Origin of the sequence: Methylacidimicrobium sp. AP8 (assembly GCF_903064525.1) — a bacterium.
In the GTDB taxonomy this organism is placed as follows: Bacteria; Verrucomicrobiota; Verrucomicrobiia; order Methylacidiphilales; family Methylacidiphilaceae; genus Methylacidimicrobium.
On the sequence record NZ_LR797830.1, the window covers coordinates 1,530,999 to 1,544,625 of the forward strand.

The 13,627-nt window shown below is 65.0% G+C and carries 14 protein-coding genes and 2 pseudogenes; 9 read left to right on the plus strand and 7 right to left on the minus strand.

Features of this window, described 5'->3' with window-relative positions; all coding sequences use genetic code 11:
• Positions 1-4: 4 nt before the first annotated feature.
• The 3 genes from MTHMO_RS07160 to MTHMO_RS07170 all read left to right on the plus strand — a co-directional run bounded on the left by MTHMO_RS07160 (position 5) and on the right by MTHMO_RS07170 (position 1,495).
• Entirely contained in the window at positions 5-631 is a 627-nt protein-coding gene (locus tag MTHMO_RS07160) for a GNAT family N-acetyltransferase (protein WP_237394825.1), read from the plus strand.
• Positions 632-839: 208 nt separating this feature from the next.
• On the plus strand, positions 840-1,301 hold the full coding sequence (locus MTHMO_RS07165; RefSeq protein WP_202214166.1) for a hypothetical protein: 462 nt from the start codon (positions 840-842) through the stop codon (positions 1,299-1,301).
• Positions 1,298-1,495 (plus strand): hypothetical protein, encoded by a 198-nt coding sequence (locus tag MTHMO_RS07170; protein WP_202214167.1) that lies wholly within the window; start codon positions 1,298-1,300, stop codon positions 1,493-1,495. The genes MTHMO_RS07165 and MTHMO_RS07170 overlap by 4 nt, the downstream gene beginning before the upstream one ends.
• Positions 1,496-1,564: 69 nt before the next feature.
• Here MTHMO_RS07170 and MTHMO_RS07175 read toward each other — a convergent pair whose 3' ends face one another.
• Positions 1,565-2,638 carry an IS1634 family transposase gene (locus tag MTHMO_RS07175; RefSeq protein WP_237394826.1) on the minus strand — a complete coding sequence of 358 codons (1,074 nt, stop codon included), beginning with the start codon at positions 2,636-2,638 and terminating at the stop codon, positions 1,565-1,567.
• On the opposite strand from MTHMO_RS07175, the pseudogene MTHMO_RS11255 reads away from it, so the two are divergent.
• Positions 2,639-2,860, plus strand: a pseudogene (locus MTHMO_RS11255) (transposase); the annotation flags it as partial.
• Between the two features lie 28 nt (positions 2,861-2,888).
• A pseudogene (locus MTHMO_RS10995) lies at positions 2,889-3,785 on the plus strand (IS3 family transposase); the annotation flags it as partial.
• A gap of 26 nt (positions 3,786-3,811) precedes the next feature.
• Here the strand turns inward: MTHMO_RS10995 and MTHMO_RS11000 are convergent.
• The 3 genes from MTHMO_RS11000 to MTHMO_RS07200 all read right to left on the minus strand — a co-directional run bounded on the left by MTHMO_RS11000 (position 3,812) and on the right by MTHMO_RS07200 (position 6,859).
• Positions 3,812-3,994: a hypothetical protein gene (locus tag MTHMO_RS11000; protein ID WP_237394922.1), complete on the minus strand. Its 183-nt coding sequence runs from the start codon at positions 3,992-3,994 to the stop codon at positions 3,812-3,814.
• Between the two features lie 937 nt (positions 3,995-4,931).
• Positions 4,932-6,053, minus strand: a complete 1,122-nt coding sequence (locus tag MTHMO_RS07195; protein WP_202214170.1) for a YCF48-related protein — start codon at positions 6,051-6,053, stop codon at positions 4,932-4,934.
• Positions 6,050-6,859: a hypothetical protein gene (locus MTHMO_RS07200; RefSeq protein ID WP_202214171.1), complete on the minus strand. Its 810-nt coding sequence runs from the start codon at positions 6,857-6,859 to the stop codon at positions 6,050-6,052. The genes MTHMO_RS07195 and MTHMO_RS07200 overlap by 4 nt, the downstream gene beginning before the upstream one ends.
• A gap of 336 nt (positions 6,860-7,195) precedes the next feature.
• Between MTHMO_RS07200 and rmuC the strand changes: the two genes are divergently transcribed.
• Entirely contained in the window at positions 7,196-8,680 is a 1,485-nt protein-coding gene (rmuC, locus tag MTHMO_RS07205) for a DNA recombination protein RmuC (protein ID WP_202214172.1), read from the plus strand.
• An 884-nt stretch (positions 8,681-9,564) separates the two neighbouring features.
• Here the strand turns inward: rmuC and MTHMO_RS07210 are convergent.
• A complete protein-coding gene (locus tag MTHMO_RS07210) occupies positions 9,565-9,975 on the minus strand; it encodes a hypothetical protein (RefSeq protein ID WP_202214173.1) in 411 nt (136 codons plus the stop codon).
• 82 nt (positions 9,976-10,057) lie between these two features.
• Here MTHMO_RS07210 and MTHMO_RS07215 point away from each other — a divergent pair, with 82 nt between their 5' ends.
• A complete protein-coding gene (locus tag MTHMO_RS07215; RefSeq protein WP_202214174.1) occupies positions 10,058-10,819 on the plus strand; it encodes a C40 family peptidase in 762 nt (253 codons plus the stop codon).
• Positions 10,820-11,039: 220 nt separating this feature from the next.
• Positions 11,040-12,590, plus strand: coding sequence for an IS1182 family transposase (locus MTHMO_RS07220; protein WP_370568278.1), 1,551 nt, complete (start codon positions 11,040-11,042; stop codon positions 12,588-12,590).
• On the opposite strand, the gene MTHMO_RS07225 is transcribed toward MTHMO_RS07220, so the two are convergent.
• Complete coding sequence (locus MTHMO_RS07225) at positions 12,587-12,982, minus strand: hypothetical protein (protein ID WP_202214175.1); 396 nt, start codon at positions 12,980-12,982, stop codon at positions 12,587-12,589. The two genes, MTHMO_RS07220 and MTHMO_RS07225, sit on opposite strands and share 4 nt — an antisense overlap.
• On the opposite strand from MTHMO_RS07225, the gene MTHMO_RS07230 reads away from it, so the two are divergent.
• A complete protein-coding gene (locus MTHMO_RS07230) occupies positions 12,966-13,409 on the plus strand; it encodes a hypothetical protein (RefSeq protein ID WP_202214176.1) in 444 nt (147 codons plus the stop codon). The genes MTHMO_RS07225 and MTHMO_RS07230 overlap by 17 nt on opposite strands.
• Here MTHMO_RS07230 and MTHMO_RS07235 read toward each other — a convergent pair.
• Positions 13,406-13,600, minus strand: a complete 195-nt coding sequence (locus MTHMO_RS07235; protein ID WP_202214177.1) for a hypothetical protein — start codon at positions 13,598-13,600, stop codon at positions 13,406-13,408. The genes MTHMO_RS07230 and MTHMO_RS07235 overlap by 4 nt on opposite strands.
• Between the last annotated feature and the right edge of the window lie 27 nt (positions 13,601-13,627).

Consider the following 13,627-nt stretch of genomic DNA (forward strand, 5'->3'; position numbering starts at 1 on the left):
CGGCATGGAAGCCGACGCCGCCTCGCCGGATCCCGGGCCGCCCTCCCCTGCGGCGGCGATCCCCCCTCTGCCGGGAGACTTCCCCATCCTCCTCGACCGGATCCTCCTGCGGCCGCTGGAAGAGGGCGACAAGGAGAGCGTCCGCGCCTTCGCGGGCGATCCGGAGATCTCCCGCTTCACCCGCTCGCTCACCTATCCGGAAGATCCCGAGAAAGCCGCCGCCTGGGTGGAGGAGCACATCGCCATGACCCGAAGCGGCCGGACCGTGAGCGCCGCCATCCTCGAGAAGGAGCCCCGCCGGTTTGCGGGCGCCGGGATCCTTTTCCTAGAGCCCAACCACCGCCGCGCGGAAATCGGCCTCTGGCTGGGGAGGCCCTTCTGGGCCCGAGGCTATGGGCCGGAGGCCTCCCGCGGCCTCATCGATTATGCGTTCGCGGTCCTCGGGCTCCGCAAGATCTGCGCCTACTGCCTGGCGAGCAACCTCCGTTCCCGCCGGCTCATCCAGAAGCTCGGCTTCCGGTGGGAAGGCACCCAGCGAAAGCAGCTCCTGGTCCGGGGCGTCTTCGAAGACCTGCTGCTCTTCGGCCTGCTGGCCGAGGAATGGGCTCCTCTCTCCCACCGGAAGGGCTGACCGCTTCTTCTGCTGCCCGCGGGGAGCAACCGTTTCCACGGCGCAGGAAGAATCGCGGCTACCGTCGCGAGCCGTCGGTGCGTTGTCTAGTCTCTCCGCCGGAAGGATTGGCTAGAGTCGATCCTTTGCGCTAAAACCCGGCGGAGGGGGAAAAAGCGAGGCCGGAAGAGGAAGCGCAAGCGGAATTGAGACATCGGCAATCCGTATCATGAGCTTCCGATACCGCTCTGATCAGATCATCGAAATCGTGCGGGCGGAAAAGGTCTTCCGGCATGGTCAGACCGAATTGACGTTTACGCGTTATGGAGAAAAAGGACGTCGATTTGACGCGGATCTCGATCTTAAGGAAGGTATCCTTGTCGACTTGCGGTTGCACGTGCGGGGAGGGGTGGTGGACGAGCCGGCGACCTACGAAGCCGCGCTGCTCCCCGCGGGCGTGCGGGTCCGAGGAATCGGCTACTCGCCAACGCGGCGGCGAAGATTCCACAAGGACTACGTCCCGAAGGGATGGCATGAAAACCGGATCGATCCGAGCTTATCGGGTCGAGATGCGGGGCGCAACCGGCACGAGCCTCTCGCCGATTTTGCTCCGACTGACTTGATAGATTTCTTCCGAAAGGTCTGCCATCACTGGCGCATTCAGTCGATTCCGGAGGGAGAGCTGTTATGAAAAGTTTCGAAAGCTTGCTGACCGTGGATCGATGCCGTGAGACGCTTCTCCGCTTTTGGACCGAGCAGACCGACGTGGACCAGGCAGGCGAAGGGCTCGCCATCGCGCTCCCTCTCCTCTATCCGGATGGATGGCAGGTCCAGGTCTTCGTGGAGCCGATCTCCCCAGCCCATGTTTGGGGGAAGGTCTCGTAAGTCGTTGCGAGACAGTATCCGTTATTTCCAATTGGCACTACAGGGCCCATTTTTGCCCTTTGCGGTCGGCTACGGCTCCCGGGCAGAGATGCGTAAGGTAGAGAGGATTTGCCGGGCCTGATGATTCCCGGCGGTGACCCCACGACGTTTTTCACTCCCGAAGGCGAACTCCACCAGATGGATGGTTCGGAGGGCAACCCAAGCTTGCTCGCTGGAGAAGGGCAGATTGGCCGCCTTGAGTTTCTTCTCCAGGAGCCGGTCGAGCAGGAAGGCCAAGGCGGCGACGAAGACGTGCGCCCGCACCCGTTGGGGATTGTGGTGGTAGATCGGACGAAGCTCCAGGACGTCCTTGAGCTTCCGGAAGGCTCTTTCCACCTCGGAGAGCTCCTTGTAGGCCCGGACCGCCTCGAGCGGGGAGAGATCCTTTTCCTCGGTGAGGATCACGTACTTCCCCTCCAGAAGCTTTTCGGTCTCCACCGGCTCTTCGGACACTTGGAGCTTGCCTGCCCGCAGACTCCAGCGGAAGTAGCGGTGGCCGCGATGGAGAGAGAGGATTCGGGCGACGGAGCTGCCGATCTCTTCCCGATTCCGAAGCTCTCCTTTTTCGATACGCTTGGCGAGTTTGCCCAACTCTTCCCGGGTCTTCGTGACATCCCTCTCCCGCATGGCCTGCTCGTAGGCCAGCCGCTCGGCGCTTTCGACCACGAAGATCCGCTGCCCGGGAAGCGCTCCCTCGACTTCGCAGACCCGATCCTTTTCCTCCGGAGAGCAGGGCTGCCAGGAACCGCTCTGGGCCTTGCGGACATACTCCAAGACCTCCGGGCTCCTTCGTCGGCGTAAGCCGAACAAAAACCCATGCCCCTGGCTCCACAGGAAGCCCAAGTTGGCCGTGCTCACCATCCCCCGGTCCCCGACGAAGACGATCCGACGCAACCCGAAGCCTTTCTCCAAATCGGCGACGATCGGCAGAACTGTTTCCGAATCGTGCCGATTGCCCCGGAAGACATGGTGGGCAATCGGCCAGCCATTGGCCATGACGACCCCCAAGAGGATCTGCCGGTTTCCCTCCCGCTGATCCCGGCTGTATGAAGTTTCTTCGATTTTGCGGACAGGGGCTTTGGGGGTTAGAAAGGAAAACTCCAAATGAACAACGGAAAGAGCAGCAGCAAGTTCGCGCGGCGTTATGACCGCGAGTTTAACGAGAATGCGGTGGCCCTGGTGCGAGGGGGGCGTTCGATTCACGAGGTAGCTCGCGATCTGGGCGTTTCCCATTGGTCGCTGAATCTGTGGGTCAAGGAAGCCCAAGGCGGTCGGGCTTTCAGCGATCCCAAGACGTTGGCGGCCGAATCGCCCGAGCAGCGCGAGCTGCGGAGGTTGCGCCAGGAAAACGACTATCTGCGCCGTCAGCGCGACATTTTACAAAAAGCATTGGGTCGGCCGAGATGCCTGCCAGCGATATGCGGTGATGCAAAAAATGACCAAAGATTATTGCCTCACCGAATTGGCCGAAGCTCTGGAGGTTTCCCGGAGCGGCTTCCATGCTCACCGGCACAAGGACCGGGGAAGCCGTCGGCAACGGGACAAGCAACTGCTTGCGGCCATCCATCCAGTTTTCCTGGAAAGCCGGAGAACCTATGGCAGCCCGCGCATCACCTGGGCACTGCGTAAGGCCGGAGAGCCTTGCGGCAAAAATCGGGTGGCCCGCTTAATGCGGGAGCTCGGTCTGCGCGCGAAACAAAAACGCCGCTTCCGTCCCCAAACCACCGATAGCGCTCATCGCCTTCCGGTCGCCGACAACTGGCTGGCCCGGATGCCCGCGCCGGATCGCCCCAACCAGATCTGGATCGGTGACATCACCTCCATCCTCACCGCCGAGGGCTGGCTTTCTCTTTCCGCCATCCTCGATGGTGGTTCCCGCCGGTGTGTCGGCTGGCATGCCGAGGACTCGCTCTCTACGTCTTTGGTGACAAGAGCCTGGAAGAAGGCCTGGAAAAGCCGGCGCCCTGACCCAGGGCTCTTGCACCATTCCGACCGCGGCGTCCAGTATGCCAGCGGAGAGTTCAACGCACTACTGCACTCCTGCGGTGCCGTCGCCTCCATGAGCCGCAAGGGACAGTGTTATGACAATGCCATGATGGAATCCTTCTGGGCCACGCTCAAAACCGAGTGCTTCGGCTCCTTCCTCCCGAAAACAAAACAAGAGGCCAAGATCATGATCTTCGATTACATTGAATGCTTCTACAACCGCCGCCGCCTTCATAGCGGCCTCCATTACCAATCCCCGCTGGACTTCGAAAATAATGCCTCCTCGCTGTTTCATGTGGCCAAGGCGGGAATATCCAACCTCAGCTTTCCGGCTTTGAGGAAAGCGGCGATTCGCAAGCACCGGAAGCTTCGGAAGCTTCCGGTCATCCTTTTGGCAAGCTGGATAAGGCCGCATGTCGCCTCGATGAGGCCATTGGTCACCCGGCTCTGGAGGAGACCAAGGACACCGTCCATGTGCTCTTTGATCGTCTTGGAAAGTTTTCGGAAGGGAGCAAAGCAAGACCGCTGCGGTCGGCCCACTGGAGACAAGAGCTTCGCTCTTGGACATTCGCATGGATAAGCATCTTTTGCCGAGCCGCCCGTAGCCCATGCCAGTCGCGGGTAGGCGGCGGAGATGAAAGTTCGCGGACTCTTCTGCTCTCCGCTCCGCGTCCATTCGTTGCCTCACGAAGCCCAGAGGCTTCCCTTCTGCGGCAGGCCCTGACGCGCGAGCTCATTGCGCACCTGGTCGACGGTCTCTCCCGCCATCGGCATGCGGGAGAAGCGGTCAAAAAAAAGACCTCCGCCCTAAGGAAGCGCTCCTTGGCTCCGAAAATGTAGGAGGTACCCATGTCCATGGAGATGCGCTCGATCGGCTCGGCATCCGCTCCGTGCTCGCGCATCCCCTTGGCCGATGCCTGCAAAGTCTCCTTCCCTTCGCCCTTCGCCAAGAAGAGGAGCTTCCGGCTCTCTGCGGCGGTACGGCGGCACCTTCCGGTGGTCACCTTTCGTTCCGGACTCAACGGTAAGGTCATTGCAGAAAGCTTGTCCGCCTGCCTGCCCAAAGCATCGGAAAAGGCCCCGAGCTTGGTCATCCGCCGTCAAGGAGGATCGACGAAGTCGAAGTGTCCTTCGGCGAATCGCCTAGACGCAAAATCCCGCATAGACGGATGGCAAGAACACCGTTTCTTGCCATCCCTCATTGGCAAATCTGCCCCCTCCATCCACTCCACACAGCGAAGAGCTCTTTTCTCGTTCGCCGTCCGCTCTCGAACCATCCCATGCCCGTTCCATGACGAACCGTGCTTCTCCACAGCTCCTCCGCAGCAATCCTAAGAGGCCACGCCGGCAGCTTCCCAAAACCGCTTCCGCTCTCCCTACCGGCGGCCAAAGTGCACCGGCTACCCTTCTCTCACCGCTCGAAAAAGACCACCAGATCATTCCCGACATAGCCCGGCACGCTTCCCACCCCCCAGACCGAATCCGGCCCCAGCGAAAAGAAGGCATTGACGTTTTTTGCGCCGTCCAGCAGTCCTCGCCACGTTTGCCCGCCGTCCGAAGTAGCGAACACGGCCGTGCCGAGCCGCCCAAGCTGGGAATTCTCCACAGCCGCATAGCCGCGGCCCAAGGAATCGAACCAGAGCGCTTGGATCGCACGCCTCTCGGGAAAAGGCAGCCTCCGCCAGCTCTCTCCTCCATCCTTGGTAGCTAAGAGCACCCCGTCCTCCAATCCGATCCATCCCTCTAGGCTCGTGGAGAAAAAAATCGTCCGCGGCCAGGGAAGCCCTTGGAACAAGACCAACTCTTTCCACGACCGGCCCGAATCGGTGCTCTTGAAGACTTGGGGTGCGCGCGGTTGCTGTGGGCCGCCGGCACAAAGGACATATGCAATGAATCCCGCTTCCGGCCGGACGTCCCCGGGGACGGCCGCCCGGATCACTCCGGTGAAAGGGAGCGGTTTCCAGGTCTCCCCCCGATCAAGGCTCCAAAAGCTCGTGAAGTCCCCGCAGAGAACCGCTCTCAGATTGCCTCTGCAGACAAGGTCGCTGGCGCTCCGGAGCTTTCCCGGTAAAACTTCACTCCACGACCTGCCGTCGTCCGTCGAATGCCAGAGCCAGGCTTGGGGTTGCCCGTGGACCCCTTCGAGCAGCCAGATCTCCCGGGGGCCGGTCATCTGCAGATGATACCATCCACCCCGGGGCTTTTTTCGAATCCAGTGCCAGCCGCCGTCCCGCGTTTGAAAGACCCCGCCAAAGCCACAGGCCCAGCCGATCTCCCGGTTCCAAAAAAAGACATCCCAGAGATGATCGTGAACCGGTTCGGATTCCGACCCTTTGCCCCCGGTATTGGTATTGGTGATCCAATAATGAAGTGGGCGCGCCGATGACGCCGCGGCAGCCTCTGCCTCCTCCATGCCCTGCCACTGGCCCTGCCCATAGCCTGACTCCGCCGCCAGCCAGACGCCAAGCGCGATCAGCAGAGCCCATGGCCTGTGCCGTAGCGGAAGAGTCGATCGGGATTCGGCCGGATTCATCGCTCGATCGAGAAAAGCCCCCATTGGGAGGGATCTATCGCCGCCTCGGTGGCCAGGTCGCTGACCATGCCTGTCCGGCGGTTGGCCCAGAACATCCGCAACTGGTCGCCGGTTCCCGTGGGATCGGAGTAGATGACGCCAAAATCCCCCCGATAGACGCTGCCGGGAACCGGATGCACCCCGAGGGCGGCAAGAGGGATGGCCGCATAGAGGGAGTACCCGCCGCCCTCCCGCTCCCACTCGACGCGTGCTTCGGCGATTCGCTCGACCCGGTCGATCCGCGTGACCCCGATGGGAGAGGCAAACTCGACGGGCTCCCGGACTCCGGGTTCCCGATACCGGTAGAGGACCGCAATCGGCTTCCCCTGGTAGACGCTCAAAAGGAGGCGCAGATCCCCTTCCTGGAAGGTGGACGTCTCCCCGGAGCGGCTCCTTCCAAGCTCGAAGACCAGGCAGTCCCCGGTTTTGAAGAGCCGGGTCGGATCCTTGCCCAGATTGATCATGGGCGTGGAATCCTTGACCGATCGAAAGCCAAGGTAAAGGAAGCGGTCGTCAAAGGTCCAACTTGCCGAGGCGCAGTGGCTTGGGTCAAAGGCCCAGCGGGCAACCCGGGCGGGGGAGGACCAGTCAAAGAGCCCTGAACCCGGAACGCCTCCCGCCGGATTCTTTAGGGGAACGATCGAAAGACGCGGCCGCTCGCTCTCTCCGCTGCTTGTCTGAGCCGCTGCCGGGGGCGCCTCCGCCAGATGAATGGACCGGGTCGGCAGCCGATGAATGCTCTCCAGCCCGCGGACCCGGGCGATCACGGAGCACTCCCGCGCCTCGGAAACCGGCCCGCAAAGGTTCTTCTTCTTGCGCCCGCGTTTTTCTCTGGCGGGGAAAGACGCCCGCCGGCCTTCCCGAACCCGACTCCCGGCTGCCGACCCGGTGCGACCGGGAGGCTCGCCGCCGCGGCCGTCCGTGCAGAGGACACCCCGCCTCTTCGGGGATCCTCCGCCGGCGGGCCCGGGACCCTTTCCCGGAAGCCGGGCCGAACAGGCGGCCCGGCGCCGTTGCCTTTGCCCGTCCCCCGGGCACGAGGATCGTTTCGGGTTTTCCGTTGACCGGTACGGATCTTGGGGAGACTCTGCCGGAGAGCGGCTATGGACGGCTGGTGGATAGGCTTGGCGGGGGCGGCGGCCGGGGCGGCGGCGGCCTGGCTCTGGGCGCGGGGCGGCCGGACGGCCCTGCGAACCCGGATCGCGGAGGAGGAGCGGAGCCGGGCCCGGTTGGAAGCCGACCTTGCGGAAAGCCGGCGGGCCGGGGAGGAGGCTGCGGAGGCGCTGCGGCGGGAGACCGAACGGCGGGCGGCGGCCGAGGCGAAGGCGGGCCGGCTGGCGGAAATCGAAGCGGAGCTTGCGGAAGCCCGAAGGGAGCTCGGGGAGGCGCGGGCGCGGCTGGCCGAGCTGGCGAGCCGGCTGGCCGAGTCGGAAAAGGCGGCCCGGGAAAAGCTCCAGCTCCTCGAGGAGGCCCGGGCCCGGCTGGGCGAGGCCTTCCGCGGCCTCTCGGCGGAGGCGCTCCGGCAGAACAACGAGGCGTTCCTGGCGCTCGCCCGGGAGAACTTCGCCCGGTGGCAGGAAGGGGCGCAGGCCGAGCTCGAGGCCCGCAGGAAGGCGGTCGAGGCCCTGACCGAGCCGATCCGCGAATCGCTCCAGAAGGTCGACGGGAAGCTCGGGGAGATCGAGCGGAGCCGGATCGGGGCCTACAGCGCGATCCACGAGCAGCTCAAGGCCTTGGTGGAGACCCATCTGCCCCAGCTCCGCAGCGAGACCGCCAGCCTGGTCAAGGCCCTCCGGCAGCCGGTGGCGCGCGGCCGGTGGGGCGAGATGCAGCTCCGCCGGGTCGTCGAGATGGCGGGGATGGTCGAGCGGTGCGACTTCCTCGAGCAGGCGAGCGTGGAGGCGGAAGCGGGCCGGCTGCGGCCCGACCTGGTCGTCCGGCTTCCCGGGGGAAAGCAGATCGTCGTCGACGCGAAGGCGCCGGTCGCCGCCTACCTGGAAGCGGCCGAGGCTCCCGACGAGCCGACGCGGCTCGCCCGGCTGGCCGACCACGCCCGGCAGGTCCGGGAGCATATCGCCAACCTGAGCAAGAAGGCCTACTGGGAGCAGTTCGCGCCGACGCCCGAGTTCGTCGTCCTCTTCCTGCCGGGGGAGATGTTCTTCTCGGCGGCCCTCCAGCAGGACCCTGGGCTCCTCGACTACGGGGTCGGCAAGCGGGTGATCCCGGCCACGCCGACGACCTTGATCGCGCTTCTGCAGGCGGTCGCCTACGGCTGGCAGCAGGAAGCGCTCGCCGAGAACGCCCGGGCGATCAGCGAGCTGGGCCGGACCCTCTACAAGCGGATCGCGACGCTGGCCGGCCATTGGGCCGGGGTCGGCAAGGGGATCGAGCAGGCGATCAAGGCCTACAACAAGGCGACGGCGACCCTCGAATCGCGGGTGCTCGTGACGGCGCGGCGGTTGACCGGGCTCCAGGCGGCCCCGGAAGGGGAGGTGATCGAGACCCCGGAGCCGGTCGACCACTCCGCCCGGCTGCTGCAGGAGCCGGAGCTGCGGGAGGAAGGCCCGGGGAACGGAGGGGCCGGATAGTCCGGCGCGCGGGCGGGTTCCGATCCCGCTCCGGCTTCTCTTGCGGAGAGCCGGCAAGCGCACACGATTCCGCCGGAGGGAGAACAGTTCTCTGCGGGGCCAGCATGCCTCGCCACCTCAACCATCGGGGCTACACGCCTGCCGCCATTGGCGACCGGATTGCGCGCGGCCGCCGTCCCGGCCGATCCTTCTCTCCTGGACGTCGTCGAGCGGGTCTGCCGCGCGTGCACCGCGGATCCCCGGGCGCAACGCTGCCGCTTTTGGATGCGCTCTGTCGAAGAACACCGCTCCCTTGCCTGAGCGGGAGAGGGTCTTGTCGCCGGCGGGAAAACCGCTCGAGTGCGGCGTCCGGTCCCAATCCAGGCCGTCTCGACGGGATCGAAACCGGAGCGCGCCGGCTCATCCGGGAGGAACCGCCGGAAACGACCGCGGTAGACTATCGCGGGGAGCAGATCACCATCCCGGCGGAAGCGGAGATTCCGCGGATCGAGACTGCGTGGATTCTTTGGCGGAATGCGACGCGAGACTGCATCGACTTCCTCGCGTTCGCGGATCGCATGGGTGCGGAGCGCGTCGCGGAGGCGATCTTCGATCGGATCTCCGATTGGGAGATCGCCACCCGGCTGCCGCTGCCGCGGCCAAGCCGGGATGCTGATCCGGCTTTGGAATCGGGCGAGCGCCGACGGATGGGGACGCGCATGAGCGGGCCGTTGCTTCGCGAATCCGGCAAGGCAATCCGCCCCCCTCCGCTCCCGCCGCCGGCCGGCTCGGGCGGTTGCGGCAGGGAATCGCCCCGGCTCCCCGCGCGGCGGAGCCGGCGGAGCCCCCGCGCCGACTTGGCGGGGCGGCCGGACACAAAGCGCCCGCGCCGCCCCCGGACCGGCTTATTTTTTGTTCACCGAGTACATCTCGGCCAGCAGGTCGATGTAGGCGTTGGCCGCCTCCGCCAGCTTATGGGTGTAGGCCATTTCCCGGCTCTCCCCCTGCCCCTGCTTGTGGAGCTCGGCCATCGCCTTGCTCTCCATCACCTTTTTGACCAACGCCTTGGCTTCGCGGATCGCCCCTTTTCCGTGCTCGGCCGCCAGCTCGTCGGTCCCGGGGGCCATCCGCATTTCGCCGAGCATCACCAGGTTGGAGCCTTCGGCCGCCATCTCGACCGCATGGTTGATCACCGCATGCATGTGATGGAGGGCCATCGCGTTGTCGGCACGGGTCTCCTGGGCACGGAGGGCGGGGGCCGCCGCTCCGATGCCCAAGAGCAGGGACAAAGCCAAGAGAAGGGTCGGTCTGTTCATGGTCTGCGTTCTCCTTGTTTTTTTGCGGGTTGTTCCGGGAAAGGAATGTTTTCCTCCCGGCGATAGCCTATCGTAGCGGCCGGTGAATCCCAAGCCGCAACCGCAACCGCCGCGGCTTCCCCGTCCCGGCCCGCGGACCGGAGCGGGCCCCCTGCTCCTCGCCCTGCTCCTGAGCGTGGCGCCCGCCGGGGCGCAGGAGAGAGAGCCGGCGGCCGGCGAGGAGAAGCGCCCCGCGGGGATGGCGCCCGACGCCTCCCTGCGGCCCGAGGATCTCGCCGACTTCGACCGGCAGCCGGCGCCGGTCCGGGAGCTGATCCGGCAAGCGCTACTCTTGACGGGGATGGATCTTACCTACCGGTACGGCTCGGCCGATCCGGCGACGGGCGGGATCGACTGCTCGGGCTTCGTCTACTTCGTGCTCCGCCGGTGCGGAATCCGGGATGTCCCCCGGACCGCGAGCGGCCAGTACGCCTGGGTCCGGAAGGCCGGCAACTTCCGGGCGGTCCTCAGCCCGAATCCCGACTCTTTCGAGATGGACGAGCTGCGGCCGGGAGACCTGCTCTTCTGGGAAGGGACCTACGCGACCAAGAACGATCCTCCGGTCAGCCACTCGATGATCTACCTCGGCCGGGAAAAGGCGACCGGGGAGCGGGTGATGGCCGGGGCGAGCGACGGCCGGACCTACCACGGAAAGCCGCGATGGGGGGCGAGCGTCTTCGACTTCCGGCCGAAGTTTCCGGGACCGGAGGAGGCTCCGGGCGGCAGCCGGTTCGTGGGCTACGGGAAGATTCCGGGATTGGAGAGCGGAAACGGGCTGCGGGGACCGGAAGAGAGGGAGGAGTAGCGGGTTGCGGGGCGGCCGGGTTTCTCGAGCCGCCGGTTCCCGGGTCAGGATGCGGTTCCCGCGCTCCCGAGGCTCGCGCTCGGGAGCCGTTCCCGCCCCGGGCCGGGCCGGCCCGCGCCCGGTCCGCGGGGGAGCGACTCGGCGCCGGCGGAGCGGATCGCGACTCCCCTAGCAGCCTGTCGGACTTTCCTTTTCCCTCCGGAATATGGTAAAAGAGGGCATGGCTGAGCGATTTGTGACAGTGGATCGGATGACGCCGATGCTTTTGCCCGAGGACCTGCGGAATTGGGTGGATGAGGACGACTTGGTGCATTTTGTCATCGAGGCGGTGGAGAGGATGGATCTGCGGGGATTTCGAGTGAACGTGCGCGGGACCGGAGACGCGCAGTATCCGCCCTCGATGATGCTCTCGCTTTTGATTTATTGCTACGCCAACGGGATCTTTTCGAGTCGACGGATCGAGGCGGCGACGCGGCGGGATGTGGCGGTCCGTTACCTTTGTGCGAATACCCATCCGGATCACGATACGATCTGCCGGTTCCGGCGGGAGAACTTTGCTGCGGTGGCCGACTGTTTTTTGAAGGTCTTGGAGCTGGCGCGGGAGATGAAGCTTTTGAAGGTGGGGGTGGTGAGTGTCGACGGGACCAAGATTCGGGCCAACGCCAGCAAGCATCGCAATGTGACCTACGAACGGGCCGGAGAACTGGTGGAGCTTCTGCGGGCGGATGTAGCTGAGCTCTTGGAGCAGGCGGAGGAAGCGGACCGGAGAGAGGAAGCGGATCCGGGCAAGCTGCCCGAGGAGATCGGTCGGCGGCAACGGCTCAAGGAAAAGCTGGAGGAAGCGCAACGCCGGCTGGAGGAGCGGGCCAAGGAGCGAGCGGAGCGGGAGCGAGCGGAGTACGAGCGGAAGGTAAAAGAACGGGAAGCGCGCAAGGGAAGTGCCAAAGGCCGGCACATCCAGCCTCCGGAGGAGAAGCCTGGGGCGGAGGAGCAAGCCAACCTGACCGATCCCGAGAGCCGGCTGATGCGCAGGAGCCGAAACGAAGCCTTTGAACAGAGCTACAATGCGCAGGCGGCTGTCGATGCGGACGGGAGTGCCTTGGTGCTTTCGGCTCGGGTGAGCGTCTGCGCCAACGACATCGGCGAGTTGGAAGCCGACGTGCGGGCCATTCCTACGGAAGCCGGTCGGGTCCGTGCAGTGCTGGTGGACACCGGTTATGCCAATGGCGAACAGGTCGAGGCTCTGCAGGCGGAGGGAATCGAAGTCTACTGTGCGATGAGGGCCGAAGCTCTGGAATGTCGTCGGCGATACGAGTTCCGACCCGCCGATCGTCGTCGGGAGAAGCCTGTTGAATATACCGCCCCGTGGAGACGGAAGATGATCGAAAAGCTCGCCAGCCCGGACGGCCGCCGCCTTTATGCTCGACGCAAGCAGACCGTCGAACCAGTCTTCGGCATCATTAAATCGGTGATGGGCTTCCGAGCGTTTCGGCTCCGCGGGCAAGCCAAAGTCCAGGGCGAATGGTCGTTGGTCTGCTTGGCGTACAACTTCAAGCGCCTTTGGAAGCTTATGGGAGGACGCCGAATCGGGCCTAGCCAAGGAGGGATTACCGGATCTCCCAGCATCGCCTCGCTCTCCACCCTCCTCGGCGCGCTGGTTGCGGTCTCGACTTCTGCGCTTTTGGGCTTCGGCAGGAAAATTCTTGCCACCCCGGAAGGGAGGTTTCGCAACCATTGCGGCTCTCTCGCATTAACCCCGACAAGCTGCTAGCGGCCATTTCTCACAAATTTCGTAGCCGAGGCGCCGCAAATGGGCTTGGGTGCGAGGCGGGCGCAGGTTTTCCACCGGAGCTGTATGAAGACATACTGCGAGGATGGAAAACCAAGCGGGAGCGAAGCAGACGAGCCCGTTTTGCAAGCCGTAGGAGAAAGCTTGTGAGAAATGGCCGCTAGGCCGACTTCCTCCCCTTTTTCGTAGAGATAGCCCACCTGCATCAAGACAACCTCGTCGGCCCCCAGCTTGGCCGCCTCCTTGGCGAGCCGCTCGGCCGCGCCCTTGAGGCTGTCGGCCCGGCCGACGACGATGCCCAGCTCCGCCGCCCCGACGTGCGAACGGGAGGCCGCCGCACGGAGTATGTAAGGTAAGATGAAGCCGCGGGCCATCCCGCCGGGGAGAATCATCAAGACCCGCATCCAGATCGAGGCCTCCCGGGAGGCGGTCCGGAGCGAGCCGGCGGACTTCCCCTCCTATCCCGACTGGAATCCGTTTTTCTCTGCGGTCTGGGGCGAGCCGCTCCCCGGAGCCGACCTCCGCGTCTCCCCTCCCGGATCCCGGCCCGTCACGCTCCGCGCCGAGCTGCGCCGGGTCGTCCCTTGCCAGGAACTCCGCCGGTTCGGCTCCTGGGTATCTCCGGGACTGGTCGACTGGGACCACCGCTTTCTTTTAGAACCGCGCGGGCCGAAGGCGGAATCCGTGCCCAGCAGGGCCGCCGGGAGATGGACATTGCGTGCGCTCGACCGGGGCGGGAATTCCCGCGTCCAGGGGGCGCCCGAAGAACGAAGCCTCCCGGGAAAAGCCGAGCCGGGCTAGGAAGAGCGGTCGCTCCCCTTCTCACTTGCGCTTCCTTTTTCGCAGGAGCCCTTCTTCTTGCCGCACTTTGCTTTGCCGGAGGCCTCCGAGCACCCATGGCCCGAGCAGGCGGGCGCGGCCCCGGCGGGCAGCGCGTAGGAGAATCCGGCGGCGAGCAGCAGGCAACAGAGGGCGAGCTTCTTGATGGTCATGAACGCAAAGATACTCCCGGGCCCCTT

Bases quoted from the DNA above. Each gene is read 5' to 3' on its own strand.
- MTHMO_RS07160 (WP_237394825.1), top strand. From the start codon at position 5: ATGGAAGCCGACGCCGCCTCGCCGGATCCCGGGCCGCCCTCCCCTGCG.
- MTHMO_RS07165 (WP_202214166.1), top strand. From the start codon at position 840: ATGAGCTTCCGATACCGCTCTGATCAGATCATCGAAATCGTGCGGGCG.
- MTHMO_RS07170 (WP_202214167.1), top strand. From the start codon at position 1,298: ATGAAAAGTTTCGAAAGCTTGCTGACCGTGGATCGATGCCGTGAGACG.
- MTHMO_RS11000 (WP_237394922.1), bottom strand. From the start codon at position 3,994: ATGGACGGTGTCCTTGGTCTCCTCCAGAGCCGGGTGACCAATGGCCTC.
- MTHMO_RS07195 (WP_202214170.1), bottom strand. From the start codon at position 6,053: ATGAATCCGGCCGAATCCCGATCGACTCTTCCGCTACGGCACAGGCCA.
- rmuC (WP_202214172.1), top strand. From the start codon at position 7,196: ATGGACGGCTGGTGGATAGGCTTGGCGGGGGCGGCGGCCGGGGCGGCG.
- MTHMO_RS07210 (WP_202214173.1), bottom strand. From the start codon at position 9,975: ATGAACAGACCGACCCTTCTCTTGGCTTTGTCCCTGCTCTTGGGCATC.
- MTHMO_RS07220 (WP_370568278.1), top strand. From the start codon at position 11,040: ATGGCTGAGCGATTTGTGACAGTGGATCGGATGACGCCGATGCTTTTG.
- MTHMO_RS07230 (WP_202214176.1), top strand. From the start codon at position 12,966: ATGAAGCCGCGGGCCATCCCGCCGGGGAGAATCATCAAGACCCGCATC.
- MTHMO_RS07225 (WP_202214175.1), bottom strand. From the start codon at position 12,982: ATGGCCCGCGGCTTCATCTTACCTTACATACTCCGTGCGGCGGCCTCC.
- MTHMO_RS07235 (WP_202214177.1), bottom strand. From the start codon at position 13,600: ATGACCATCAAGAAGCTCGCCCTCTGTTGCCTGCTGCTCGCCGCCGGA.